We start from the raw sequence: 24,062 nt of genomic DNA, 5'->3' as shown, positions 1-24,062 counted from the left end.
GAACGGACGGCCGCCAACCGACCCGTCAGGGTTCGGGCGTCGCCTTCACGAGATCGAAGCCGGCCTGCTGCCAGGCATCCGTGCCGTCGGCGAACCAGATCACGTTCGTGTAGCCCCAGCTCAACGCTCGTTTTCCGGCGTTCCACGACATCCAGCAGTCCTTGAGGCAGAAGAACACCACGGGTTTCGCGAGGTCGCCGCCCGTGAGGCTCGCCAAGCGCGACTTGAAGTAGGCCTCGAATTCCGGCGAGAGCACGCCGTAGCCGACGTTGGGGAGCCAATGGGCCCCCTCGATGGTCATATGGGTCGGATCGCGCCAGACGGTGCCTGCGGGCAAATTCGGCGGTTTGGGCGCGCGCGGATAGACGTCGAGAAAGACCGCAGCGCTGGATTTGAGCAGGGTCTCCGCCTCATCCGCGCCGATGACGCGGGCGCCGGTCAGGGTCTTGGGGACGGGCTCACGGTAGGCGTCGGTGCGGTAGCCGTCGGGCTCGGGCACGGTGATCTCGTCCGCACGGACAACGCCGGCGGCCAACCCGAGGCAGAGCGCGGCGGCGGCCAAAAGCCCGCACGCCGCACGCCGCATCGGTGTTCTCTTCGGCTCCCCTATCGACACGGCCCGGCTTCCATTTCGTGCTCGCAGGCTCTGCTGAAGGTTCGCCGTCGACGCCTGCCAAACCCAAACGGAAAAGACGACTGACGCGCGCGCGGCGCGTCAGTTCGTGCTCTTGGTAGGATAGCGGGGCTGGGTGATGAGCTTGTTGTCCTCATCGACGAGCGGCACGCCGTAGTCCAAGAGGATCTTGTCGATATCGCCCTGGCGCTTGGCGATGACGTTGTTGATCTCATGTTTCCAGGCGGTCTCGTTCGCGCGCACGCCCATGGTGATGCGGTACTCGAGATTGGGCAGGCCCGGCTGCTTGGCCTCGAGCATAGGGCTCACATGAAGCTCCTCGCCGCCGTGCTTGGCATACCAGCCGGCGTGGGGACCCCAGAGAATGCCGACATCGATCTCGCCGGAGCGGACATCGTTGGCCATGTCCTGCATCGGGTTCTCATAGCGCGTGTCGACAATGAAGAGGTAGGACTTGGCCGTCGGCATAAGGCCGGCCTTAGCCACGTAGTCGGCGGCGGGGGCACCGGCCTGAATACCCACTCTCTTGCCCTTCAGTCTGGGATCGAGAATCGAGGTGATGTCCTCGAGACCGGAGCCCTTCTTCGTCAAGAGCGCGTACGTCGTGCGATAGTAGGGGTTGGTGTTGAGCGTGAACTCGTCGGCTTGCACCGTTCCCATGATGAGGTCGCAGCGTTTCTCCGAAAGCGTCTTGCGCACGAAGCCCATGCCCTGGGGAAACCAAGTGTACTCCACTCCCTTGCGCTCGAGCTCCTCCGCGAAGATCTGCGCGATCTTATTCTCGAAGCCTTCGCCCTTCTCGTCGGAATAGGGAAGGTTGGCGGGCGTGGCGCAGACGCGGAGAACAGTGCGGTTCACAGCGTCTGCGAGATGGCCCTCGGCGGCGCTGGCGCCGCCGGAAGCGGCGACCAGACTACCGAACGCAAAAGCAAGTACGGCGCGTATCCTCATATGTGCATTTCCTTTTTTTCTGAGGCAGTCGCCGAACTGCCGGCCTTAATCTCCGATGCAGCTCTTCTCGGCCTCGACGGCCTCCTTGGGCTTCTCGGCGCGCTGGTCGGCGCTGAGACGGCCACCCGGGAGAGCATCCGTCGAGCGGGCACGGAGGTATATGTAGAGGTCGTCGATGTAGCACATGACGTTGGGGTTATCGCCAAGCGCCGGCATCACGTACTTGGTGCCCGCAACGTCACGGACCTGACCACTCGATACGATCTCCAGGAATTTCTCGTAGGTCATGGTCTTGAGCGAGTCGTGCAGAGCCGGAGCGAAGGTGGAGCCTTCCGCGTTGGGCCCGTGGCAGACGTGGCACTCGCCATGATAGCGGCGCCAGCCCGAGTAGGTGTTCCAGTCGACCTGCTTGACGATGTCGGTATTCGCTTCGTCGCGGATGACGTTGTAGGTCGGCGTGCCATCGGGAAGCATCCACTTGCCGTCCTCGAATTTCTTGCCTTCCTGATATTTCTTGTCGAGAACCGGATCCGGAAGAGGGCTCTTATCCTGAGCCGCCGCAATGCCTGACGAAAGAGCCGCCATGCCCAAGCCCGCGGCAACAAACAAACCAAAACCAATTCTGTTCACGCGCTTCCCCTTATTTTTTTGAATCTCTCCCTAGCGTCCTTGCAGGACACCACAAGCATCAACGCCAGGGATCTCACAATACGGCCAAGATCCCCGGATTAATCCTCAAAAGATGGTGACATTGTTCCCGTCACGCAAGCGTTTAGAAGATTACATTCCAGCAACAAACCGGCGCGGGTTTCCCCGCGCCGGCTGAACTGTTCTCAACGTGCCATTTAGGGCAGCGCATAGACCGTAAGCGTGCCACCGAGATCGGTGAACTGCTTGAGGCCCGCGTAGTTGCCGACCGCACCCAGGCCGTCCGTCGGCTTGTCGAGGCCAGCCGCAAGACCGATGCCGGCCCAGCCACCAACACCCGAGAAGATGCCGATGTACTGCTTGCCGTTGATGGCATAGGTCATCGCGTTGCCGATCGAGCCAGACGGCAGGCGGTGCTTGTAGATCTCCGCTCCGTCCTTCTGATCGCGGCACTTGAAGTAGCCGTCGAGGGTGCCGTGGCAGGCGATGCCGCCAGCGGTGGTCAGGATGCCCGACCAGAGCGAGAAGGGCTCATCGTGCTGGTGAACGATCTTGCCAGCAGCGCCATCCCAGATCGTGAAGTGGCCGGTGTTCGTCTTACCCTGCGGCGGGAACATCGACAGCGTGGCGCCAACGTACGGCTGACCCGGCGTGTACGAAACCTTGAACGGCTCGTAGTCCATGCAGACGTTGTTGACGGGCACGTAGAAGAAGTTCGTCAGCGGCGAGTAGGCGGCCGGCTGCTGGTCCTTGAAGCCAAGGGCTGCCGGGCAGACGTTCTTCGTGTTGACGTCCGGACCGTTGAGGAACGTGGACTTCGAAGCGACGACGGTCGGACGACCGTAGTTGGGCTTCGACTTGTCCATCTCCACGCCGGTCGACCAGTTCAGGTCCTCGTCGTAGGGCTGGGCAACGAGCAGCTCGCCGTTGAGGCGATCGAGCGTGTAGCCGAAGCCGTTACGGTCGAAGTGGGTGAGAACCTTGCGGTCCTGGCCACCGATGTTCTGGGTGGTGAGGATCGACTCGTTGATGCCGTCGTAGTCCCACTCATCGAACGGGGTCATCTGGTAAGCCCAGGCGGCCACGCCGGTGTCGGGGTTACGAGCGAACAGCGTCATCGACCACTTCTGATCGATCTGCTTGCCGTCCGGTCCAGCGCGCTGAGCCGGGTTCCAGGTCGAGGGGTTGCCCGAGCCGTAGTAGAAGAGGTGGGCATCCGGATCGTACGAGGCATAGCCCCAGGTCGAGCCGCCACCGATCTTCCACTGGTCGCCCGTCCAGGTCTTGAGCGAGGAGTCCTTGCCGACCGGCTTGCCGAGCGACAGGGTCTTCTCCGGATCCATCAGGATGTCGGAGTCCGGGCCCATGGAGTAGGCGCGCCAAGCGCGCTTGCCGTCGGCCAGGTTGTAGGCGGTGACGTGGCAGCGGACGCCGAACTCGGCGCCGGACGTGCCCATGATCACCTTGTCGCCGATGACGATCGTGAAGCCCGTGTGCGTCTCACCCTTCTTGGGATCGCCGTTCACGACCTTCCACTTCTCCTTGCCCGTCGCGGTGTCGAGCGCGACGAGGCTGGTGTCGGCCTGACCGATGACGAGCGTATCGCCAACGATGTTGACGCCGCCGCGGTTCACCGTGTCGCAGCACATGACGGGAATGACCGACGGGTCCTGCTTCGGCGAGTACTTCCAGAGGATCTTCGGGCCAACCGGGTCCGAGATGTCGAGGGCAAACACGTTGTTCGGGAATGCGGTGTGGAGATACATCCGGTCGCCGATGACGATCGGGCCGCCTTCGTGACCACGAAGAACGCCGGTCGAGAACTGCCAGGCAACCTTGAGGTCCTTAACGTTCGACGTGTTGATCTGGTCCAATTCCGAGTAACGCCAGTTGGCGTAGTTACCCATCTGAATTGCCCAGTTGTTCGGGTCAGCAATCGCCTTTTTGACCTCGTCATTCGCCGAAACCGGCGAAGTCAGAGCGACAGTGGCGAGCAGCCCGCATGCGAGTGCACTTCTGCGCATCGCGCTTCCTCCTTAAAGTTCTTGCCACGCTTGCAAGCGGCAGCGAACGACAGCGTGTCACAGCCCAGTTACGGTTGTCGGGATTTTTTCCCTTGTTTTCCGCTGACTTGCGAATGGAGGCCCTTGCACTGTCGAGCCGCCTGAAGCCATCGCTACCGTGACTTTCTTTTAGACACTTTCTCGTGAGGTCCGCAAGACAATCCGTGAGATCATTTTTTCTTGCAACACCGATAGGACAAGCTTTCTGACCCTTTTCTTGCGCCATTTTATCGAACTTTCTTGCGTCGCAGTATCAAATGCTGCGACGCACGCCTAAATTCCATTCGTGAAAGTCTCCAATCCATGTCATTGACTGGCGATCCGTAATATGCATAATTTTTGCCCCTGCAAATATGACAGATCAGGTGTCCGTCACCCTCAACCATCTGAAATCCAGGATGTTTTCCTAATTTCGACGTTGACGAGTTCCTGCACGCGCCGTCACATACTCCGCATTGCGCGCAGGTCCGCCGGGGCTTACATCCCCCTCGCCGCAACAGGAGGTTGTTTAGCCCGTGTCCAAGCATGACGCCTTCCGACCCGACCGCCGCTCCGTCCTGCGCGACGGCGGGATGCTGGCCGTGCTTTCCGTCGTAGCATCCGCCGCGAGCCGCAAGGCGCTGGCCGCCACGTCCGACGCGGCCCGCTCTTTCGCCGGCGAGATCGCGCCCGGGGTTTATGCTCATCATGGGCACGTCGCCGAGTACACGCCCGAAAACGAGGGCGACATCGCCAACGCGGGCTTCATCGTCGGACGCGATGCGGTCGCCGTCATCGATACCGGCGGCAGCGCCCGGGTCGGGGCCCGGCTTCGCGACTCTATCCGGTCGGCCACGGATCTCCCCATCCGCTATGTGATCAACACGCACATGCACCCGGACCACGTGTTCGGAAACGCCGCCTTCGAAGCCGACCAACCGGCGTTCGTCGGCCATCACAAGCTCGCGCGCGGCCTGAGCGCACGGGCGGAGCGCTACATCGCGATCAACAAGGAGGCGCTCGGCGAGGACGTCTTCGCAGGAACGAAGATCGTGCTGCCGACGCTGGCGATCGACGCGCCGACGACGCTCGATCTCGGCGGGCGCACCATCGTGCTCGAGCCGCAGAAGACGGCGCACACCGACAACGACCTTACCGTCCGCGACAACGAAACGGGCACGGTGTTCCTCGGCGACCTCGTGTTCTCGGAGCACGTGCCGACGCTCGACGGCTCCATCCTGGGCTGGCAGGCCGTGCTCGATACTCTGATGCAGGCGCCGGCTCAGCGCGTCGTTCCCGGCCACGGCCCGGTTTCGATGCCCTGGCCCGACGCCGCAAAGCCAATCCAGCGCTATCTTGCGGTCCTGATCGACGAGATCCGCGTTCTGATCAAGGAAAACCGGTCCCTTTCGGAGGCCACCACAACGGTCGGGCTTTCCGAAAAGGATGCATGGAAACTGTTCCAGGACTATCATGTCCGCAACGTCTCGGCGGCGTTCGCGGAGCTCGAATGGGAATAGCGCCGCCGAGCGGAACGAGGCGCCCGAGGCGCCAGAACCGGAGGACACCATGGCCCACCCGAACCTTGGAGCGCACGGCACGCGCTTTCTGCGCGGCTTCGCAGGGCTCGCGCTTGCCAGCTTGATCGCGGTCGCAAGCTCGGTCGCAGCGCAATCCGCGGAGGCGGACGCGGAGGATATCTGGCCGTCGCTGCAGACGGATCTCTTCGGCGCGCGCACCGTGGTCGAGGATCACTCCGTGGTCGTGCTCGAAGCGCCCTACCGGGCGGATGACGCGGCCCTGGTGCCGCTCAAGATCAGCCTGCCGGCTGCAACCGCGCGATCGATCAAGAGGCTGCTTCTCGTGATCGACAAGAACCCGGCTCCGCTCGTTGCCGATCTCACGTTCGGTCCGGCAGCGGGCGACGGCGAGCGGGTGATCGAAACGCGCGTGCGCGTCGACATGTACTCCAACGTCCGCGCGATCGTCGAGACCGACGACGGCAGGCTGGCGATGGCCACACGGTTCGTGAAGGCGGCCGGCGGCTGCTCGGCGCCCGCTCTCAAGGACACGGACGCCGTGCTTGCGGAGGCGGGGAAAATGCAGATCAAGCATCTCGCCGCGACGGCCGGCGGGCTCAGCGAAGGGCAGATCAAGATCCGCCATCCGCAGTATTCGGGCCTGCAGCTCAACCAGCTCACCGGCTACTACATTCCCGCCAAGTTCCTGCGCGTGATCGACGTCGCGCGCGACGGCGAGCGCGTGTTCCGCCTGGAAGGCGGCATCTCGCTCTCGGAGGACCCCAACATCCGCTTCACCTACGCTGCGGGCGGAGACAATACACTCGAGGTGACCGCCGAGGACACGGACGGCAAAATCTTCAAGGGACAGGCCGGGCCCAAGGGCTCCTGAGGCGCGTTCCTCGGCCATCAATCGATCGGGCGTTCCGGACCAGGATCCACGGCTGGGCGCACAGAGACAAACTAAAAGGGCGCTTCGATCGAAGCGCCCTTTGCATTTCCACGACAGCCCGCGGCGCCGTCAGAAGCAGCGGATCTCGCCTTCGACCTGCGCGCGCTTCAGGTTCTTGACCTTCTCCAGCATGGCCGGCGCATACATATACGCGACGCTCTCACCGCCGCGCTGGCGCACGGACATGATGGTCTCGGCCTCCTCGTACTCCTGGTAGGGGAGCACGGAGGCAATGACGTCGATCGAGCAGGCGCACTTGTCGAGCACGTCGCGGGTCGCACCGTTGACCATCATGCAGCCGTAGATGTAGTCGCCGCGGGTTGCCGTCGGGTAGTCGTTGACGAGCTTGGCTGCGGTGTTGTGCTCGGCGCTTTCCTCGCCGATCGCCGCGGCGCCCGCCGCCAGCAGAACCACGCCCGCCGTCGCCAGTATCTTGGTCAGCTTTCTCATCATTTTGCGTCTCCTGTGCCGACGACCTTGATGTGCTCCCTGAGCTCCGGCCCAGCGGCCTCGGCGCTCACGAAGTTCGCGCTGAGATCAACGAAGTAACCCGGCACCTGGTTGCTGACGACGATGGTGAACGCCGAATTGTGGAAGCCCTGCATCTTGGAGGCGCTCGGATCGTCGGCAAACGGGACGACCGTCACCTTGTAGGCATCGACCTGCGTGCCGTTGTAGTCTGTCTTGATCTCCTCGGCGGTGGCATTGCCCAGAGCCTCGCGCATCTTGTGCTTGAGGTACATCTGGTTGCCGCCGGCCAGCGCGTTGAACGTGGCGACGCTGCGGTCGAGATACCAGATGAACAGCGGGTTGATGGTGAGCTCCGGCCAATTCTGCGGATCGCGCGCGTTGTCGCCGGTGAACACCTTGAACACGACGTCGCGACCGCCCTTGTCGTCGATCTTGGCGACGCCAAGACGGATGTCGTCGGCGTAATTCCTGCCGACCAGGCGCTCGTCGGAGCCGGTCTTCTCGAAGCGGTAAGTGACCTCCGCGCCCTTGTCGACGAGATCGAGCTGGCGGCTCTCGAACAGGAGCGGCAACGCTTTCTGATCGCCCGCTGCGGCAGCGGCCACTGGCAGCAGGGTCAGGCCCAGCGCCACCGACACACGAACTAGCTTCAACATGGTTCCGTTTTCCTTCTTACGGGTGCCAGATCGGCAACCTTCTCGGGAATTCTTCTATCCTCTCTCCCCGCCCCCGGGCAATGTCCGGAACATGAATTCTCTGAAAGGCGCGGGGGGGGGCTGGGCGACCTACGCAGACACCGCTCCTGAGGTCAGGGCGGCGCCCGGTCTCACGGCCCGGGCGCGAGGAAGCGGCCGAACGCGCGCGGGCCGTCGCCCACGGGGATGCGCTGCGTCACGGTTAGAGTTGCCGTGTCAATCCGCTCCAGCGTGTTGGCTTCCCAGCAGGCCACATAGACGGCGGCGCCGGTCGGATCGGCCTCGATGCCTTCCGGATACGCGCCGACCTCGATGGTCTTGACCACGGCCAGGGTCGAGACGTCGAACACGGTAACCGTACCGCCGTACTGGTCGGTGACAAACGCGCGCCCGCCGGTGAGGGCCACGGCATAGGGGCGGTGGCCGACCTTGACCGAGCCGATGACCTGGCCGGCGGCGAGATCGATCACGCTCACGTCGTCGCTTGCCACGTTCGCCGTATAGGCGCGGCGGCCTTCAGCATCGACGGTGATGCCGAAGGGGCGCTGGCCGACGGCGATGGTCCCGGTGCGGACGAGCGTTGCCGCGTCGATGATCGAAACCTGGTTGCTGTCGCGGTCGGCGGTCAGGATGCGCGTGCCGTCCGCCGTCACGGCCACGCCCGAGGGCGACTGCCCCACCTCGACGCTGGCCGTCACCGTGCCCGCGACCGGATCGACGACGAACAGCTTGTGCTCGTACCAGTCGGCGACATAGACGCGGTCGCCCGCCGGATGGACAGCGACGCCGAGCGGGCCCTCGCCCACTTTGAGGCGCGCGGCAACGGCGCGCGTCCCGGCATCGAAGACGACGAGCTCCTTGCTTTCCGGCGACGTCAGATAGGCGAAGCGGCCGTCCGGCGCGACGGCGACGCCGGCCGGCTTGCCGCCGATCCGGATCTCGGGGGCGGCGGTGCCGGCCCGGAGGTCGACGATCGAAAGCGAGTCGCCCGTCTGATTGGTCACGTAGGCTTCGCGCGCGGCCGGGGAACCGGCCGCCGCCGGCGCCACCGCCGCAGCCGCGAGGGCCAGAGCCAGCGCGACGCCTCGGAGGCGCAGCCCGGCCGGCATCAGCCGCCTTCCAGCTTCGCCTTCAGCGCGGCGAGGCCGGATTGGAACACGCCGGTGATGGCCTTGACGGCGGCTTCGTCGGAGAGCTCCGGCGGCGGGTCGTTGTTGACGAAGCCGCGATAGAACGCGCTCTTCCACTCGACCGTCGATTTGTCGCCCTCCGGCGTGACGGTGATGGTGGCTGAATAGTTCGTCACCGGCAGGACCTTCACGTCGACCTCGGTGATCTCGTAGCCGAGCACCTTGCCCTCGGCATTGTACTTCGTCAGCTTCTCGAAGATCTGCCCGCCGCCGTCGAGCGTGAGCGTGCGGGTTGCGCCGACGTCGTTGCCGCCGGTGCCCTCGGTCTTCTTGATTGCCGGATGCCAGCTCATATCCTGGAAGTCGCCGATCGCGGCCCAGACCTTGTCGGCCGGCGCGTTGATCTCCACCGTCTCGACGACCTTCTGACGCGTGGGACCGTGCGCGGACGCCGCGAGCGGCATGAGGCAGACAAGGGCCAGGAACGAAGCGAATAATCTAACCATCAACAGTCCTCCGGAATTCGTCGCCGGCTCACGCTACCCCGAGCCGGCGCCGGACAATAGTTAAGACTCTCTAACCGTGCAATCGATGCGCGCATCGGCCGCCCCGCGGCGCAGCATCATCGCCTGTTGTTTTGCCGCGCCGTCCATGCTTTGGTTTCGCGCCAAATCAAAATCACGAGACCGCTGCCACATGACGAATTGGACGCAAGCCCAGACCCCGGGCACTCCCCCCCAGTCCAACGCGATCACCGATGTCGCCTGCCCTTTCTGCGGTCTCGTCTGTGACGATCTCGAGCTTGCCCTCGATGAAAACGGTCTGCGTGTCACGAAAAACGGCTGTGCGAAGGCCGTGGCCGGCTTCGAGCGTCAGGTGGACGGGGCCAAGCCGCAGGTCGACGGCCGCGACGTCGATCTCGCCACCGCCATCAAGGCGGCGACCGAGCTGATCCGCGCCTCCTCGCTGCCGCTCTACGGCGGCCTCGGCACGGACGTGGACGGCATTCGCGCCGTGATGGCGCTTGCCGACAAATCCGGCGGCGTCGTCGACCATGCACTGTCGGAGGGGCAGTATCGCAATTTCCACGTGCTGCAGACGCGCGGCTGGGTGATGTCGACGCTCACCGAGACCCGCAACCGCGCCGACGTCATCGTCGTCCTTAGCAGCGACCTCCACAAGCTGCATCCGCGCTTCTTCGAGCGCATCATCAACGTCGAGCAGTCGCTGTTCTCGGAAACGCCGGCGAAGCGGACGGTCTATTTCGTCGGCAAAGGGCTCGACCAGTCTGCCGTCAAGGGCCCGCGCATCGGCGACGTCATCACGCTTCCCTGCGACCTCGACCGCGTGGGCGAGGTCGTCGCGGCCCTGGCGGCGGAGGTGCGCGGCACTCCGGTCGCCGCCGACACCGTTGCGGGCGTGCCGGCCGCCGACATCCGCGCGCTTGCCTCGCGCTGCCAGTCGGCCGCCTATCCCGTCTTCGTGTGGGCGCCCGTGAGCTTCGACTTCCCGAACGCGGACCTGGTCGTCAGCACGATCTCCGATCTCGTCAAGGACCTCAACGTCAAGGGCCGCGCGGCGGGCCTTTCGCTGGGCGGCAACGAGGGGGCCACCTCGGCGGGAGCGGTTGCGTCATGGCAGAGCGGCTATCCGCTGCGCGTCTCCTTCGCCAGCGGCAAGCCCGACTACGATTTCATGCGCTACGCCATCCCGCGCATGCTGGCCGACGGCGAGGGCGACCTGCTCGTCTGGCTCGCCTCCTTCTCGCCGGACCTCGGACCGCCGGCCACGCGCGTCCCGACCGTCGTGCTCGGCACGCCCGGCCTCAAGCTTCCGAGCCCGCCCAAGGTGTTCATCCCGGTCGGCACGCCGGGCGCGGATCACGCCGGGCGCATCATCCGCGTCGACAACGTCGTCGCGCTGCCGCTCCGCGATCTCGGCCGCTCGAGCCTGCCCAAGGCGTCCGACATCTTCGCCGCTATCGAACTCGCGCTTTAATCTCCGCCTCGAGGACCCAAGAGATGCTGATCAAGTTCACCGGCGGAACCGTGTACGATCCCATGAACGGGATCGACGGCGAGGTCCGGGACATCTACGCCAAGGACGGGCGCATCGTGGCCCAGCCCCCGCCGGGGACGCGCATCGACGCCGAGCACGCGCTCAACGGGCGCGTCGTCATGGCGGGCGCCATCGATCCCCACAGCCACATCGGCGGCGGCAAGATGACCATCGGCCGTATGCTGCTGCCGGAAGATCACCAGCGCGACACCGTCGCGCGCACGGACCTCCTCCGCTCGGGCTGCGGGCACGCCGTGCCTTCGACCATGACCACCGGCTACCGCTATGCGGAGATGGGCTACACGGCGGCCTTCGAGCCGGCGATGCTGCCGGCCAACGCGCGCCAGGCGCACCTCGAGATGGGCGACACGCCCATGATCGACAAGGGCGCGTTCGTCATGCTCGGCAGCGACGACTTCTTCCTGCGCTCACTGGTCGAAAAGAAGGACTTCTCCTTCATCAAAGACTACATCGCCTGGACGATGCATGCCTCGCAGGCGCTCGCGGTCAAGATCGTCAACCCGGGCGGCATCAGCGCCTTCAAGTTCAACCAGCGCGCCCTCGATCTCGACGAGAAGCACGTCTACTACGGCGTGACGCCACGCGACGTCATTCTCGCGCTCGCGCGCGGCATGAAGGAGCTCGGCGTTCCGCACCCGATCCACATCCACGGCTGCAACCTCGGCGTACCGGGCAACATGGGCTCCACGCTGGCGACGATCCGCGGCGCGGAAGGGTTGCCGCTCCACCTGACGCACATCCAGTTCCACAGCTACGGCACCGAGGGCGACCTCAAGTTCTCGTCGGGCGCACCGCAGATCGCCGAGCTGCTCAACCAGAACCCCAACGTCTCGATCGACATCGGCCAGATCCTGTTCGGCCAGACGTGCACGGCCTCCGGCGACTCCATGCGCCAGTACGGCAACACGAAGTCCGCCAACCCGAAGAAGTGGGTTGTGATGGACATCGAATGCGATGCCGGTTGCGGCGTGGTGCCCATGAAGTACCGCGACAAGAGCTACGTCAACGCGCTGCAGTGGGCGATCGGACTCGAGCTGTTCCTGCTCGTCAACGATCCGTGGCGGATCTTCATGACCACCGATCACCCGAACGGGGCACCGTTCTACTTCTATCCTCACCTTATCCGGCTGCTCATGGACCGGACGTTCCGCAACGAGATGCTGGAAAAGCTGCACCCGGATGCGCAGAAGGCAACCATCCTGAAGACGCTCGACCGCGAATACTCGCTTTACGAGATCGCGATCATGACGCGGGCGGGCCCGGCAAAGAGCCTCGGCCTTCGCGATATGGGGCACCTCGGCGTCGGCGCCAACGCCGACATCACCGTCTACGAGGACGTTGCCGACCGCGAGGCGATGTTCAAGACGCCGCTGTTCGTCTTCAAGAACGGCGAACTGATCGTCAGGGACGGCCGCGTGGTCAAAGTCGTCGCCGGAGCGACGCACGTGGTGCGGCCGGACTACGACCGGGCCATCGAGAAGCCGCTCAACGCCTATTTCGACCGCTACCACACCATGAAGCTCGACAACTTCCGCATCTCGGACCAGGAAATCGTCGACAGCAACTGCGGCCATACGGGCGGAAATTGCGGTTGCGTGATCGTGCAGCCGTGCGGACCGAGGACCTCCTGACCATGAGCGCCATGACAAGAAACGGCGTCGCCATCGACGATACCTTTGCCGAGGCGTTCGGCATGAGCGGGCTCGGGCTCGTGATCACCGCCGACACGCTCAAGTGGGCCCGCATCTCGGCCGAGGTGATGACGGGGTTCGGAACCTCGGTCATCGGCTGCGGGGCGGAGTGCGGCATCGACCGCGAGCTTTCGCCCGACGAGACGCCGGACGGACGGCCCGGCGTACGCGTGCTGATCTTCGGGTTCTCGCCCGATGCGCTCGCGCCGCAACTCCTCAACCGCGTCGGCCAGTGCGTGCTGACGAGCCCCGGATCGGCCTGCTACAACGGCCTCGACAGCCCCACGACGCTCCGCCTCGCCGCAGGCCCGCGCTTCTTCGGCGACGGGTGGCAGACGGCCAAGAAGCTCGGCAAGCGCCGCTTCTGGCGCGTGCCGGTCATGGACGGCGAGTTCGTGATCGAGGACGTCTGCGGCTTCACGACCGAGGCCGTGGGCGGCGGCAACCTCCTGATCCTCGGCCGCGACCGGGCGGGGCTTCTCGAAGCGACGGAAGCGGCCGTCGCCGCCATCGCGAAGGTGGACGACGTGATCACGCCGTTCCCCGGCGGCATCGTACGCTCAGGCTCGAAGGTCGGATCCAAGTACAAGGGCGCCATCGCCTCCACCAACGATGCGTTCTGCCCGACGCTCAAGGGCGCGGTGGCGACGGAGTGCAGCCCCGACACCATCGCCGTGCTCGAGATCGTCATCGACGGTCTCACCTCGAAGGCGGTGGCGGATGCCATGCGCGCAGGCCTCAAGACGATCATCGAGGTCGGTGCGGCCAAGGGCGTCACGCGGGTCTCCGCCGGCAATTACGGCGGCAAGCTCGGACAGCACCACTATCATCTGAAGGATCTGCTGCCATGAGCACGCTGAGCTTCACCTTGCGCGCCGCGCCGACCGCGGCGCTCGACCTCTCCGCGCTTCTTCCGAGCAAGCTCGCAGGGCTCTCCCTCGGCGACGTCGAGCGGCTCTCGCTCGGCGACGATCCCCATGCGCCGCGCGTCGGCGATATCTTCACGGTCGGCGGGACGGCCGGCGACACGATCGCGATCTCGGGCGGCTCGCCGTTCTTCGACTACGTCGGCGCCGAACTGGATGAGGGCACGATCCGGGTCGAGGGCGCGGTCGGCAACCATGCCGGTCGCGGCATGAGGGGCGGCAAGATCGAGATCGGCGGCGACGCCGGCACCTATCTCGCCTCGACGGCGAAGGGCGGCCTCATCCACGTCAAAGGCTCGGCCGGCGATTACCTCGGCGGTGCGCGGCCCGGTGACAAATTCGGCCAGCTCGGCGGCACGGTTCTGATCGACGGCACCGTGGGCGAGCGCGCCGGCGAGCGCATGCGGCGCGGCGTGGTGGTGGCCAAGGGCAAGTTCGGCGCTGCGGCCGGCTCGCGCATGGTCGGCGGCACGCTCTGGACGGAGGCGGGCTTCGGACCGCTTCCGGGTCCGCTGCTCCGGCGCGGCACGCTGATCGGACCGTCCGTCGATGCGCTTCTGCCGACCTTTGCCGATTGCGGCCGCATCGACCCGGTGATCCTGCGCATCCTCTCGCGCTATATTGCCGAGACGCTGGGTCCGCTCGCGCCCAAGGCTCTGCCAGGGATGGTGCGCAAGCTCGCGGGCGACCGGGCGACGATCGGCAAGGGCGAGATCCTGCTCACGGCCTGAGACGGGCGGGACTTGAAACCGCTTCGCGGCTGGCGCGTAATACCTAAGGTGACTAGACGCGTCCGTGTCCGGCACCAGGAGACGCATGCATGCTCAGCATCATCCTCTCGGCTTGCCTGATCGCCGATCCGACCCAGTGCCGCGACTTCAAGATCCCGCTCGATACGTCGATGGACGCCCTGCATTGCGCGATGGCGGCGCCGCCCTACTTCGCGCAATGGGCCGAAGAGCATCCGCAGTGGCAGATCCGGCGCTGGACGTGCCAGCCGTCGTCCATGAACGATATTTGAGGCAGCGGGCAGCGGGCAGGCCGCAAGCAGTGGGCAGTGGCCGTGATGATTCGGGCTGCGCTCAGTCTGAGGCGCGGGCTTCCTTGATCGGCAGAGGCAGGCCGCTGATCTCGATCATGAACTTCTGGCGGATGGCGCGGCCGAAGTCATCGAAGCCGTCGGCCGGCAGGACGAACCCCCCCGGGCCCCCCATGACGTTGTCGCGATACCATTGCTCGAGGACCGGCCCCTCCTCGCCTTCCAGGATCGGGAGCCCGTTGACCGTCACGCCCCCGGCGGCGAGCTCGTCGCGCACCAGGGCGGGCGGCTCATTGGGGTTGCAGTTCTCGCGCCCGTCGCCCGACACGTCGACCACGATGCGCAGCGCCTTGGCCGGGATCTGCGGCACGACCTTGTCCGAGATCGAGCGCAGCATGCCCGAAACGCACGTGAACTCGCCCGTCTGACGCGGCAGGGTGCGCACCCTGGCCGCCGCGGCCGCCGCGTCGGCCGCGCTCGCGATGCGCAGCCACGGCAGCGCCAGCTTCGGCTTGTCGGCCCAGGTCACCATGGAGAACAGGATGCCGCCTTGCGGACCGTTGAGGATCGCCTTCAATACGTCCGGGTCCTCGAGCGCCTTGGCGATGCCTTCCATCTGCAGCTTGTAGCGATGCTCGTCGACCGAGTTCGAGACGTCGACCGAGACGATCAGGGCGGTGTCGACATCGGGCTGCTGCGCCCCGGCGCTCGCGCGTGACAACATCGACGGACCGACCGTACCAGCCGCCACCAAGGCTACAGCCGCAAAGAGGCCCCATGCGGCGGCCGAAACGCGAGATCTCATATTCTTGTTCTCATTTGCCTGATCATCTGGGGCGATCTTAACCTTTGAGAGCGTCCAGCCGCCAGAGGCTCGCGCACCGTGGCGCGCACGGCACGCCCGATGCGCTTCGAGTGCCGCGCGCCTTGCCAAGGCCGGCGGGTGCTTCTAGGGTTGGGGGTCTGCTCCGGCAGTATCAGGGTTTGTCTCCCCGTGTCCATCCGCGCCGTCGCCAACATCGTTCTGCTCGCCGTGCTGGCTCTTCGCAGCCTGCTGCCGGCCGGCTACATGGTGCAGGTCGCAGCCGCCTCGGGCGCACCCGAGATCGTCATCTGCACGAGCGCAGGGCAGAAGCTGATCGCCGCCGAGGCCGACGGCACGCCCGCTCCGGCGAGACCGCAGTCCGTCGATACCGGGCTTTGCCCCTTCGCCGCCGCGGGTGCGGCGGCCCTGGCGGCCGCGGAGCCCAGGAGCCTCGTCGGCGAAGCCGAATACGCCTCCGTCACCTATACGATGGCGGTCGCCGTTTTTGCCGAGACACCCAAGCCTGGGGCCACGTCGGCCCGAGGCCCTCCCCCGTCCGCATCGATCTGATTCCGCTTGTCATCTGTCGCCCTGCGTTGCGTTCCGTTAGCTGGAGCGTGCGCGTGGGCCGCGCGCTCAGACCCAAATCCGGACTGCCGTCATGTCAACGTTCCGCCGTCCACGGGAACTGCCCGGGGCATCCCTTCTTTTCCATGCCGGAGGACTCGCGGCGCTGTCCGCGGCCGGCCTCTGCCTTTCGGCGCTCCCCTCGCTCGCTCAGGAGAGCACCGAGGGCGCGACCGAGCTTCCGCCGGTCAACGTCGTCACGACGACGCCCAAGGCCAAGGCCGCCGCGGTGAAAAAGACCGCCCCGCTCTCTCCGTCCGGCGCACCGCAGCAAGCAGCCGTGGAAGCGGCCAGCGAGGCCGGGCTACCGGCGCCGGGCACGCGCTCGGGAAGCCTCGGCGTCCCGACGACGGCCGAAGCCACGGCCGACATCGAGCGCACCCCCGGCGCGGTCGAGGTCGTGCCCGACACCGCCTACAAGGCCTCGACGCCGGCGGTCACCATCAAGGACGCGCTCGATTACGTGCCCGGCGTCTTCGTGCAGCCGAAGTGGGGCGAGGACTCGCGCCTCTCCATCCGCGGCTCGGGGCTCTCGCGCAACTTCCATCTGCGCGGCATCCAGCTCTTCATGGACGGCATCCCGATCAACACGGCGGACGGCTACGGCGATTTCCAGGAGATCGACCCGACGGCCTATCGCTACATCGAGGTCTTCAAGGGCGCCAATGCGCTGCGCTTCGGCGCCAACGCGCTCGGCGGGGCGATCAACTTCGTGATGGCGACCGGCTACGACGCGGACCTCTTCGGCGCGCGCGTCGATGCCGGCAGCTTCGGCTTCCACAAGCTCGCGGCGAGCTCGGGCGGCGTCTCCGGGCCGGTCGACTATTTCATGGCCGGCACGTGGCAGGAGCAGGACGGCTTCCGCGACCACAGCGACGGCGAAAGCGTGCGCGGATCGCTCAACGTCGGCTACCGGCTCACGGAGGCCATCGAGACGCGGTTCTATCTCAACGCCAACGACGTCGATCAGCGCATTCCCGGCAGCGTGACGAAGCACGCCGCGTTGACGGACCCCAGGACGGCGGCCGCCGGCAACGTCCTCAACGACTACCAGCGCAACATCGATACGGTGCGCATCGCCAACAAGACGACCGTGCGTCTCGCGCCCGGCACCTTCGTCGAGCTCGGCGCCTTCAACGTCGACCGCCACCTGATGCATCCGATCTACCAATGGCTCGACTATCGCTACGACGACTACGGGGGCTTTGCGCGCATCACCGGCGAGAGCCGCATCGGGGGCTTCGCGAACCGGACGATCGCGGGCCTCAACATCCACAACGGAACGACCGACGTGCGCCAGTACGTCAATGCCGGCGGGCACAAAGGCGCGCAGACCGTCGATGCCGAGGACACCTCCCGCAACCTCAGCGCCTATTTCGAGAACCATTTTTATGTGAGATCCGACGTGGCGCTGATCGCCGGCACGCAGTTCCTGCATGCGACGCGCGAGCGGGGCGTCGTGTTCGGCGCCACGCCCGGAGAAACCGAGTTCAACATCTGGAGCCCAAAGGGCGGCGTGCTGTGGGACGTGACGCGCGACTGGCAGATGTTCGGCAACATCTCGCGCAGCGCCGAGGTGCCGAGCTTCGGCGAAAGCGTGGCCTCGCTCGACATCTCGTTTGCAGACGTCAAGGCGCAGCGGGCCACGACCTACGAGATTGGCACGCGCGGGCGGACGGAGGACTTCACCTGGGATCTCGCGCTCTATCGCGCCAACATCGACAACGAGCTGCTCTGCTTCACGAGCAATCCGGCGATGGGCACATGCCAGGTCGGCAATGCCGATGAAACGATCCACCAGGGTATCGAGCTCGGCTTCGGTGCCGCGGTGATGAAATCGATGATCGCGGGCGGCGCCGATCCGGACAAGCTCTGGCTCACCGCCGCTTATACGCTCAGCGACTTCCGCTATGACGACGATCCGCTCTGGGGCAACAACGAGATTCCCGGCGCGCCGCGGCACTTCGTACGGGCGGAGCTGCTTTACAAGCACCCGAGCGGCCTCTACCTCGGTCCGAACGTCGAGTGGGTGCCGGACGCCTACTACGTCGACAGCGCCAACTCGCTCGAGACCGAAGCGTATGCCGTCTGGGGCGCCAAGATCGGCTTCGACAACGGAGGCCCGATCACGGCCTATCTCGAAGGGCGCAACCTGTCGGACAAAGCCTACATCGCGTCGAGCTCGATCGCGACGGCCGCCGACGGCACGAGCGCGCTCTTCGAGCCCGGCACGGGGCGGGCCATCTATGGCGGGCTCCAGGTGAGGTGGTGACCCTCACGCGGATCCACCCACCCTCACAAACTCTCGCACTCCCCCTCCCTCTTTCAGACACGGAAGGCTTATCATGACCATCACATCGAAAGTCCCAGCCTGGGCCGCGCTCCTCATTCTCGCCGCCGCCCCGGCCCACGCGCATGTCACCCTGGAACGCGGCGAAGCCCCCCGCGGCAACTTCTACAAGGCCGTGCTCAAGGTCCCGCACGGCTGCGACGGGACGGCGACACACACGGTGCGCGTCGATGTTCCGGAGGGGTTCGTCGGCGTGAAGCCGATGCCGAAGCCGGGCTGGACCCTCAAGACCACGCGCGGCGCCTACGCGCAGAGCTATGGCACCCATCACGGCTCGGTCAGCGAGGGCGTGCGGCAGATCGAATGGTCGGACGGAGACCTACCGGACGATTACTATGACGAGTTCGTGGCCAACGGCTTCATCGCCCGCGAGCTCACCGACACGGCGCTTTACTTCAAGGTCGTCCAGGAGTGCGCCAAGGGCGAGGAGCGGTGGACCGAGGTTCCGACCGCCGGCCAGGATCCGCACGATCTCAAGGCGCCGGCTGCGGTGCTCCGGATCGCCGATAACAGCGCGGCGGGCACTCAGCACGATCACCATGGCCACGGCGATGCGAAGGCCGCCGCAGCAGAGGGCGGGGCCGCGACCATCGGATCCCTTGCCATCGAGGGGGCCTGGACGCGCGCGACGGCAGACGGCGCAAAAGTCGGCGCGGGCTATCTCACCATCCGCAATACCGGAAGCGCCGCGGACACGCTGGTCGGGATCAAGACGTCCGTCGCGGGGCGCGGCGAGATCCACGACATGACGATGACCGACGGAGTGATGCGCATGCGTCACCTGCCGGACGGCATCGAGATCCCTGCGGGCGGGAACGTCACGCTCCAGCCGGGCGGCATGCATCTCATGTTCATGGATCTCAAGGAGCCGCTGGTTCAGGGCGCGACGGTGACCGTGACGCTGACCTTCAAGAGCGGCGCGACCGGCGACGTGGTTCTCCCGGTCCGGGCGCTCGGCGCGAAGAAGGGCGGTGACCACAAGAGCGGCGACCATAACGGCCACAGCCACCATTAAGCGGTAAAAAGCGGATCCGCGCCCGAGTGGCTGAGGCGCGGATCCGCGTCGCGTGTTGAAGGATTTTACGTCCGCGCGATCATTCGCGCATCATCGTCTCTTTGAGGCCGGAGTCGTTTCCCCTCCACCGGGCGACGGCTTTGCGACGGCGCTCAAGCTCTTCCGTCCAGGGATAACGGATCGGAAGCGGTTCGGCCGCGTGGCGGTTCTTGAAGTGGAGGCAAGTCACGGTCGACGCCTGCTTCGTCGACACATTGGAAGGAGCTGCTGAGTTGTTCATGAGGCGGCTACTCCGTTACGCTTCATTCTCGGCTCAGTGGCCCGACGTGAACTCGTAAGCTCCGCGCCGGTTCCCCCGTCTGGCTTCAGCGGCTTGCGCTTGCAGACTTTCGCTTTCATGCCCCTCGTGGCGGCGAGTAGACACCGCGCAGCGCGACACGCAAAGTGAAAATCGAAGATATATTCTTCACAATCTCATGACGCGCCGCAAAAAACGACGCGTCAAGAAATCGACACACTCCGCTCGCGCCTTCGTTTCCGCATCATCTCCTTTCATCCAGGGAAACTTCCATGGCCGGCTTCGTGCATCTCTCGGCCCTCGCAACGCAACTGCTCGAGAGCCGGGCTCATGCCCGACAATGATCTAACTGCAGGCGTGCGGCAGCAGCATGACAGCCTCCGCCTCCAGCGATGCGACATCTTGACTTGGCCGTCAGCTTCATGCCCGAGCCGTCGTGAGCTCGCAGGGCGCCGGTGCGCGAAGACCGTCCGCATCTCACCTCCGGCAGGCGAGGCCAAAAACAAAGCGGCGGCCGCTTCGCGACCGCCGCCCACGTTCGTTCGAATGCGATCGACTTAGACGAGGTCGATCTCAGCCGGCAGATACGAGGTCACCTCGAGGCCGACTTCCTGCTCGCGAACCGAGGGCTTCATCCAGGTCTTCATGAGTCTTCTCCTTGGGTTGGCAGCGGAGGGTTTCGGATCCGCCTGTCTTGTGAGGAAAACCTACCGCAAGGTCCCCGGGCCGGGCCAATCGTATTTTCCGTGACCGCCTATCAGCGGCACTGATGCTATGATGTAACAGTTTGCGCGCCTCAGGCTGGGCGGCGCGGAACCACCAGGCGCGCGGTCATGACCTGGACCACCTCGCCCTTCTGGTTCAGCGTTTCGCTGCGCACCGTCACCATGCCCCGGTCGGACCGCGAGCGCGAGGGCTTCGCCGCGATCACCTCGCAGACAGCGGTGAGCGTGTCGCCGGGATACGCGGGCCGCGGCCACGCGACCTCGCCGCCCGCACCGATGACACCGCCCGCGATCGGCAGACCGCTCGTCACCAGGAGGCGCATGGTGAGCGCGGCCGTGTGCCAGCCGCTGGCGACGAGGCCGCCGAAGAAGCTCTTCTCCGCCGCCGCCGCATCGAGGTGAAAGGGCTGCGGATCGAACTCGGCCGCGAAGCGCCTGATCGCTTCCGCGTCAAGCGTGAGCGTGCCGGTCGTCACGCGCCATCCAACGGCGAGATCCTCGAAATAGAGGCGGGCACCAGTTTCGTCGCCGCTCACGGCGTCAGGGGTCTGGCTGTCGAGAGTCATGGATGGCTGGATCCCGCGGTCTTTGCGGCCGTCACACACGTGTGCGCACCGAGGCTCATTCCGAGACGATCCTGTGCTACGTCTCGGTCCTGTCGGGGCGCTTGTAGGGAATTCCGGCCTCCTCGTCGAGACAGGCGGGCGTGCGAAGCGAAGAGGGAGTCGTCATGTGGGCTCACGGCGAGGAACGGGTCTTTACCGTCTCCGGGGTCGATCTTCGCGTCACGGGCGGCACGTGGCCCTTCGCCGACCGCCATCGCAGCGAGATCGAAGTCCACTGGGCGCGGCGGGTCCGCGAGACGCCGGGCTTCTTCAACGGCGCCGTCTTCGTGGTGACGAGTTGCACCGTTTCGGCCGGCGGCCGTCTCTCGGCGCAATTCGTCCGCACCGACTTCAAGAGCTTCCTCTACTGGCGCGAGACGGGATTTCGGGACGAAAGCGTTCTCGACGGGTTCGGCTCGGCGCTCATTCTTTCGGCCGACGGCGAGGTTCTGCTCGGCCGCCAGCGAGCGGGGAACCTCAACAGCGGTCTCTGCTATCCGCTGAGCGGGTTCATCGACGCCGCAGACGTCCGGGAAGACGGCGCGATCGACATCGATGCAAGCGTCGCGCGGGAGGTCGCCGAGGAGACGGGGCTCGCGCCGCCCGCGGTCGCACGCGGCGAGGGCTACATCGTCACCCGCGCCGGGCCGGTGCTCTCCATTGCCGTTCCGTTCCTGTCGCCCCTGCCCGGCCCTGCGCTTTTGCACGCGGCCCGCCCGCACATCGCATCGGATAGCGAGAGCGAGCTTGCCGATCTCCGGCTCGTCACGCCGGGTGACGTCCCCGCCGGATTGCCCATGCTGGATTATGCCCGGGTGCTGCTCGCCGGGCTTCCGCGCCTGAAAATCCCGTCCTGAGGCATCCACGCCGCTTGGAGCGGGGCGGCGGATAGGGCAGAGTGCGGCCGCTCTCAGACCGGTCAATCGAACCATTCATCGGACTTTCAATGGCGCTCAAGTTCCACACGCTCGACGTGTTCACCGACCGGCGTTTCGGCGGCAACCCCCTGGCCGTCGTTCTCGGCGCCGACACCCTCTCCGACGACCAGATGCAGACCATCGCGCGGGAGTTCAATCTTTCGGAAACGGTGTTCGTACAGAGTTCCACGCGCCCGGCCCACTCGGCGCGGATGCGCATCTTCACGCCCCGCAGCGAGATCCCCTTCGCCGGCCATCCGACCATCGGCACGGCGATTCTGCTCGCCGAGCTCAACGCACCGGCCCACAATGGGGAGAGGGACGCGCTCGTCGTTCTCGAGCAGGCCATCGGTACGGTGCGCGTCGGGGCGCGGCTCAGAACCGGTGGTGCCGCGTTCGCCGAGTTCGACGCACCGAAGCTGCCGGCCGAGGCCGGCGTGCTGCCGCCGGTCGACGTGCTCGCCGCCGGCCTCGGCCTCATCCCGAGCGAGGTCGGCTTCGAGAACCACGCGCCGATCTGCTATGCCGCGGGCAACACGTTCGCCTTCGTGCCGGTCGCATCGCTCGAGGCGATCGGGCGCGCCCGCGTCAACGGCAGCCATTGGGAGCGCGCGTTCGAGCAGCAGGGCATCTCGGGCGTCTATGTTTACACGCGCCAGTGCGAGCATACGACCAGCGCCTTCCACGTGCGCATGTTCGCGCCCCAGATCGGGATTGCCGAGGACCCGGCGACGGGGTCGGCGGCCGTCGGGCTTGCCGGCATCGTGCACCAGTCCGACCGCCTGCGCGACGGCACGCACCGGCGCATCGTCGAGCAAGGCTACGAGATGGGCCGGCCGAGCCAGATCGTGCTGACGCTCGTCGCGGCCGGCGGGAAGCTCGCCTCGGTGCGCATCGGCGGCTCGGCCGTGCGCGTGTCCGAGGGGACGATCGACGTCTGACCTCGCCTAACGTTCTTCGGCAGAGGCAACGCGCGACTGCCTTCGCTTCGCCTATGCCGTCTGCGCCCCGGACCCACACCCGGACATATCGGGCATCGCCGCCTTGATCTCCTCGACCGTCATGTCCCTGACGTGCGTTGCGACCGACCATTTGTGGCCGAAGGGGTCGACGATCTGGCCGTAGCGGTCGCCCCAGAACGCATCGGTGACCGGCATCGTCACTGTCGCGCCCGCCGCCACCGCGCGCTCGACGAAGGCGTCGGCGTCGGGGACATTGAGGTGAATGCAGACGGGGGAGCCCTTGAGGGTGAGCGGCCCGACCGAGCCCATGGCCGGGAACTCGTCGACAAGCATGACGGGGGAACCGCCGATCCTGATGCTCGCGTGCCACATGCTGCCGTCGGGGCCTTCGAGGCGCATGATCTCCTCGGCCCCGAACGCCTTCTCGTAGAACGCGATCGCCTTCGCCGCGCCGGCAACGACGAGATGCGGCGTGACGGTCGGCAGGGCGCGGGGCTCACCTTTTGCGGGCTTTTCGCGGGAAGCTGCGCCGGCCATCTCCGCGGGCTTTGCCTCGGTCTTTGCATTGGCCATGTCGGTCTCCCTTCCTGTTCTTCGAGTTTACAACCCATTGATTCAGGAGCGCGTGATTGGTTCCCTCGCGCGGCTCCTCCGCCCGTGAGGACGACGGTGCGGGACCGGTCCGGAATCGGGAGAGCACCTGAAAAAGGGCCGCGGAGCCCGGCGCGGGGCGCGGCTCTTCGGCCCGGCCTCTTGCGCTCCCGGGGGGGCATCGCGTAAGTGTCAACGCAACAGACTTGTTTTTGGCCGAGACGCTCACCCATGAGCCGCACGTCCACCCGCTCCGACAGGCCCCGGACCGGCGCTTTCGCGCCCGGCCACGCGGTGCTGTCCGCCGGCCTCCTGACCCTCCTCCTTATCGGCCCCTGAGAACCGGGGGCCCGGCTACTGCCGGGCAGGTGCTCAGGGGATGCGAGACC

25 protein-coding genes are annotated in these 24,062 nt (G+C 65.9%); 12 read left to right on the top strand and 13 right to left on the bottom strand.

Annotated elements, in window-relative coordinates; translation table 11 throughout:
- Positions 1 to 25 precede the first annotated feature (25 nt).
- From V7082_RS04900 to V7082_RS04885, 4 genes are all read right to left on the bottom strand, one after another.
- Positions 26 to 586 (bottom strand): PQQ-dependent catabolism-associated CXXCW motif protein, encoded by a 561-nt coding sequence (locus V7082_RS04900; RefSeq protein WP_334146502.1) that lies wholly within the window; start codon positions 584 to 586, stop codon positions 26 to 28.
- 129 nt (positions 587 to 715) lie between these two features.
- Positions 716 to 1,585 (bottom strand): substrate-binding domain-containing protein, encoded by an 870-nt coding sequence (locus tag V7082_RS04895; protein WP_334146501.1) that lies wholly within the window; start codon positions 1,583 to 1,585, stop codon positions 716 to 718.
- 45 nt (positions 1,586 to 1,630) lie between these two features.
- Complete coding sequence (locus V7082_RS04890) at positions 1,631 to 2,215, bottom strand: c-type cytochrome, methanol metabolism-related (protein WP_334146500.1); 585 nt, start codon at positions 2,213 to 2,215, stop codon at positions 1,631 to 1,633.
- 215 nt (positions 2,216 to 2,430) lie between these two features.
- Positions 2,431 to 4,257, bottom strand: coding sequence for a PQQ-dependent dehydrogenase, methanol/ethanol family (locus tag V7082_RS04885; protein WP_334146499.1), 1,827 nt, complete (start codon positions 4,255 to 4,257; stop codon positions 2,431 to 2,433).
- Positions 4,258 to 4,811: 554 nt separating this feature from the next.
- Here V7082_RS04885 and V7082_RS04880 point away from each other — a divergent pair.
- On the top strand, positions 4,812 to 5,795 hold the full coding sequence (locus tag V7082_RS04880; RefSeq protein ID WP_334146498.1) for a quinoprotein relay system zinc metallohydrolase 2: 984 nt from the start codon (positions 4,812 to 4,814) through the stop codon (positions 5,793 to 5,795).
- A gap of 49 nt (positions 5,796 to 5,844) precedes the next feature.
- Positions 5,845 to 6,687, top strand: coding sequence for a quinoprotein dehydrogenase-associated SoxYZ-like carrier (locus V7082_RS04875; RefSeq protein ID WP_334146497.1), 843 nt, complete (start codon positions 5,845 to 5,847; stop codon positions 6,685 to 6,687).
- A 129-nt stretch (positions 6,688 to 6,816) separates the two neighbouring features.
- On the opposite strand, the gene V7082_RS04870 is transcribed toward V7082_RS04875, so the two are convergent.
- The 4 genes from V7082_RS04870 to V7082_RS04855 all read right to left on the bottom strand — a co-directional run bounded on the left by V7082_RS04870 (position 6,817) and on the right by V7082_RS04855 (position 9,549).
- A complete protein-coding gene (locus tag V7082_RS04870) occupies positions 6,817 to 7,200 on the bottom strand; it encodes a hypothetical protein (protein ID WP_334146496.1) in 384 nt (127 codons plus the stop codon).
- Entirely contained in the window at positions 7,197 to 7,874 is a 678-nt protein-coding gene (locus tag V7082_RS04865) for a hypothetical protein (RefSeq protein WP_334146495.1), read from the bottom strand. Before V7082_RS04865 ends, V7082_RS04870 begins: the two co-directional genes overlap by 4 nt.
- Before the next feature lie 170 nt (positions 7,875 to 8,044).
- Positions 8,045 to 9,022 carry a YncE family protein gene (locus tag V7082_RS04860; protein ID WP_334146494.1) on the bottom strand — a complete coding sequence of 326 codons (978 nt, stop codon included), beginning with the start codon at positions 9,020 to 9,022 and terminating at the stop codon, positions 8,045 to 8,047.
- Complete coding sequence (locus tag V7082_RS04855) at positions 9,022 to 9,549, bottom strand: SRPBCC family protein (RefSeq protein ID WP_334146493.1); 528 nt, start codon at positions 9,547 to 9,549, stop codon at positions 9,022 to 9,024. Before V7082_RS04855 ends, V7082_RS04860 begins: the two co-directional genes overlap by 1 nt.
- Before the next feature lie 190 nt (positions 9,550 to 9,739).
- Here V7082_RS04855 and V7082_RS04850 point away from each other — a divergent pair, with 190 nt between their 5' ends.
- The 5 genes from V7082_RS04850 (at position 9,740) to V7082_RS04830 (ending at position 14,760) form a co-directional block, all read left to right on the top strand.
- Entirely contained in the window at positions 9,740 to 11,041 is a 1,302-nt protein-coding gene (locus tag V7082_RS04850) for a formylmethanofuran dehydrogenase (protein ID WP_334146492.1), read from the top strand.
- A gap of 23 nt (positions 11,042 to 11,064) precedes the next feature.
- Complete coding sequence (locus V7082_RS04845; protein WP_334146491.1) at positions 11,065 to 12,753, top strand: formylmethanofuran dehydrogenase subunit A; 1,689 nt, start codon at positions 11,065 to 11,067, stop codon at positions 12,751 to 12,753.
- 2 nt (positions 12,754 to 12,755) lie between these two features.
- On the top strand, positions 12,756 to 13,664 hold the full coding sequence (gene fhcD / locus V7082_RS04840; RefSeq protein WP_334146490.1) for a formylmethanofuran--tetrahydromethanopterin N-formyltransferase: 909 nt from the start codon (positions 12,756 to 12,758) through the stop codon (positions 13,662 to 13,664).
- Positions 13,661 to 14,470, top strand: a complete 810-nt coding sequence (locus V7082_RS04835; RefSeq protein WP_334146489.1) for a formylmethanofuran dehydrogenase subunit C — start codon at positions 13,661 to 13,663, stop codon at positions 14,468 to 14,470. The genes fhcD and V7082_RS04835 overlap by 4 nt, the downstream gene beginning before the upstream one ends.
- Before the next feature lie 89 nt (positions 14,471 to 14,559).
- Positions 14,560 to 14,760 carry a hypothetical protein gene (locus tag V7082_RS04830; RefSeq protein ID WP_334146488.1) on the top strand — a complete coding sequence of 67 codons (201 nt, stop codon included), beginning with the start codon at positions 14,560 to 14,562 and terminating at the stop codon, positions 14,758 to 14,760.
- A 61-nt stretch (positions 14,761 to 14,821) separates the two neighbouring features.
- Here the strand turns inward: V7082_RS04830 and V7082_RS04825 are convergent, their stop codons facing one another.
- Positions 14,822 to 15,583 carry a DUF1194 domain-containing protein gene (locus tag V7082_RS04825; protein WP_334146487.1) on the bottom strand — a complete coding sequence of 254 codons (762 nt, stop codon included), beginning with the start codon at positions 15,581 to 15,583 and terminating at the stop codon, positions 14,822 to 14,824.
- A 189-nt stretch (positions 15,584 to 15,772) separates the two neighbouring features.
- Between V7082_RS04825 and V7082_RS04820 the strand changes: the two genes are divergently transcribed.
- The 3 genes from V7082_RS04820 (at position 15,773) to V7082_RS04810 (ending at position 19,575) form a co-directional block, all read left to right on the top strand.
- The gene (locus V7082_RS04820) at positions 15,773 to 16,153 is read left to right on the top strand and encodes a hypothetical protein (RefSeq protein WP_334146486.1); all 381 of its coding nucleotides are present in this window, start codon (positions 15,773 to 15,775) and stop codon (positions 16,151 to 16,153) included.
- A gap of 91 nt (positions 16,154 to 16,244) precedes the next feature.
- Complete coding sequence (locus tag V7082_RS04815; RefSeq protein ID WP_334146485.1) at positions 16,245 to 18,482, top strand: TonB-dependent receptor family protein; 2,238 nt, start codon at positions 16,245 to 16,247, stop codon at positions 18,480 to 18,482.
- Between the two features lie 73 nt (positions 18,483 to 18,555).
- On the top strand, positions 18,556 to 19,575 hold the full coding sequence (locus V7082_RS04810) for a DUF1775 domain-containing protein (protein WP_334146484.1): 1,020 nt from the start codon (positions 18,556 to 18,558) through the stop codon (positions 19,573 to 19,575).
- A gap of 79 nt (positions 19,576 to 19,654) precedes the next feature.
- Here V7082_RS04810 and V7082_RS04805 read toward each other — a convergent pair whose 3' ends face one another.
- From V7082_RS04805 to V7082_RS04795, 3 genes are all read right to left on the bottom strand, one after another.
- A complete protein-coding gene (locus tag V7082_RS04805) occupies positions 19,655 to 19,855 on the bottom strand; it encodes a hypothetical protein (protein WP_334146483.1) in 201 nt (66 codons plus the stop codon).
- Between the two features lie 575 nt (positions 19,856 to 20,430).
- Complete coding sequence (pqqA, locus tag V7082_RS04800; RefSeq protein ID WP_334145354.1) at positions 20,431 to 20,520, bottom strand: pyrroloquinoline quinone precursor peptide PqqA; 90 nt, start codon at positions 20,518 to 20,520, stop codon at positions 20,431 to 20,433.
- A gap of 149 nt (positions 20,521 to 20,669) precedes the next feature.
- On the bottom strand, positions 20,670 to 21,164 hold the full coding sequence (locus V7082_RS04795) for a MaoC family dehydratase (protein WP_334146482.1): 495 nt from the start codon (positions 21,162 to 21,164) through the stop codon (positions 20,670 to 20,672).
- Positions 21,165 to 21,328: 164 nt separating this feature from the next.
- On the opposite strand from V7082_RS04795, the gene V7082_RS04790 reads away from it, so the two are divergent.
- A complete protein-coding gene (locus tag V7082_RS04790) occupies positions 21,329 to 22,060 on the top strand; it encodes an NUDIX hydrolase (protein ID WP_334146481.1) in 732 nt (243 codons plus the stop codon).
- An 89-nt stretch (positions 22,061 to 22,149) separates the two neighbouring features.
- Positions 22,150 to 23,061, top strand: a complete 912-nt coding sequence (locus V7082_RS04785) for a PhzF family phenazine biosynthesis protein (RefSeq protein WP_334146480.1) — start codon at positions 22,150 to 22,152, stop codon at positions 23,059 to 23,061.
- A 51-nt stretch (positions 23,062 to 23,112) separates the two neighbouring features.
- Here the strand turns inward: V7082_RS04785 and V7082_RS04780 are convergent, their stop codons facing one another.
- Entirely contained in the window at positions 23,113 to 23,655 is a 543-nt protein-coding gene (locus tag V7082_RS04780; RefSeq protein ID WP_334146479.1) for a VOC family protein, read from the bottom strand.
- Positions 23,656 to 24,062 lie beyond the last annotated feature (407 nt).

This window comes from Hyphomicrobium sp., from assembly GCF_036833075.1.
In the GTDB taxonomy this organism is placed as follows: domain Bacteria; phylum Pseudomonadota; class Alphaproteobacteria; order Rhizobiales; family Hyphomicrobiaceae; genus Hyphomicrobium_C.
The sequence above is the reverse complement of the archived record's forward strand: the minus strand, read 5'-3'. Positions and strand labels throughout refer to the sequence as shown.

Excerpts from the sequence above, each read along its gene's own strand:
- V7082_RS04805 (WP_334146483.1), bottom strand. The coding sequence starts at position 19,855 with ATGAACAACTCAGCAGCTCCTTCCAATGTGTCGACGAAGCAGGCGTCG.
- V7082_RS04845 (WP_334146491.1), top strand. The coding sequence starts at position 11,065 with ATGCTGATCAAGTTCACCGGCGGAACCGTGTACGATCCCATGAACGGG.
- V7082_RS04855 (WP_334146493.1), bottom strand. The coding sequence starts at position 9,549 with ATGGTTAGATTATTCGCTTCGTTCCTGGCCCTTGTCTGCCTCATGCCG.
- V7082_RS04875 (WP_334146497.1), top strand. The coding sequence starts at position 5,845 with ATGGCCCACCCGAACCTTGGAGCGCACGGCACGCGCTTTCTGCGCGGC.
- pqqA (WP_334145354.1), bottom strand. The coding sequence starts at position 20,520 with ATGAAGACCTGGATGAAGCCCTCGGTTCGCGAGCAGGAAGTCGGCCTC.
- V7082_RS04895 (WP_334146501.1), bottom strand. The coding sequence starts at position 1,585 with ATGAGGATACGCGCCGTACTTGCTTTTGCGTTCGGTAGTCTGGTCGCC.
- fhcD (WP_334146490.1), top strand. The coding sequence starts at position 12,756 with ATGAGCGCCATGACAAGAAACGGCGTCGCCATCGACGATACCTTTGCC.
- V7082_RS04885 (WP_334146499.1), bottom strand. The coding sequence starts at position 4,257 with ATGCGCAGAAGTGCACTCGCATGCGGGCTGCTCGCCACTGTCGCTCTG.
- V7082_RS04825 (WP_334146487.1), bottom strand. The coding sequence starts at position 15,583 with ATGAGATCTCGCGTTTCGGCCGCCGCATGGGGCCTCTTTGCGGCTGTA.
- V7082_RS04785 (WP_334146480.1), top strand. The coding sequence starts at position 22,150 with ATGGCGCTCAAGTTCCACACGCTCGACGTGTTCACCGACCGGCGTTTC.
- V7082_RS04835 (WP_334146489.1), top strand. The coding sequence starts at position 13,661 with ATGAGCACGCTGAGCTTCACCTTGCGCGCCGCGCCGACCGCGGCGCTC.
- V7082_RS04830 (WP_334146488.1), top strand. The coding sequence starts at position 14,560 with ATGCTCAGCATCATCCTCTCGGCTTGCCTGATCGCCGATCCGACCCAG.
- V7082_RS04870 (WP_334146496.1), bottom strand. The coding sequence starts at position 7,200 with ATGATGAGAAAGCTGACCAAGATACTGGCGACGGCGGGCGTGGTTCTG.
- V7082_RS04850 (WP_334146492.1), top strand. The coding sequence starts at position 9,740 with ATGACGAATTGGACGCAAGCCCAGACCCCGGGCACTCCCCCCCAGTCC.
- V7082_RS04790 (WP_334146481.1), top strand. The coding sequence starts at position 21,329 with ATGTGGGCTCACGGCGAGGAACGGGTCTTTACCGTCTCCGGGGTCGAT.
- V7082_RS04865 (WP_334146495.1), bottom strand. The coding sequence starts at position 7,874 with ATGTTGAAGCTAGTTCGTGTGTCGGTGGCGCTGGGCCTGACCCTGCTG.
- V7082_RS04860 (WP_334146494.1), bottom strand. The coding sequence starts at position 9,022 with ATGCCGGCCGGGCTGCGCCTCCGAGGCGTCGCGCTGGCTCTGGCCCTC.
- V7082_RS04795 (WP_334146482.1), bottom strand. The coding sequence starts at position 21,164 with ATGACTCTCGACAGCCAGACCCCTGACGCCGTGAGCGGCGACGAAACT.
- V7082_RS04900 (WP_334146502.1), bottom strand. The coding sequence starts at position 586 with ATGCGGCGTGCGGCGTGCGGGCTTTTGGCCGCCGCCGCGCTCTGCCTC.
- V7082_RS04780 (WP_334146479.1), bottom strand. The coding sequence starts at position 23,655 with ATGGCCAATGCAAAGACCGAGGCAAAGCCCGCGGAGATGGCCGGCGCA.
- V7082_RS04810 (WP_334146484.1), top strand. The coding sequence starts at position 18,556 with ATGACCATCACATCGAAAGTCCCAGCCTGGGCCGCGCTCCTCATTCTC.
- V7082_RS04815 (WP_334146485.1), top strand. The coding sequence starts at position 16,245 with ATGTCAACGTTCCGCCGTCCACGGGAACTGCCCGGGGCATCCCTTCTT.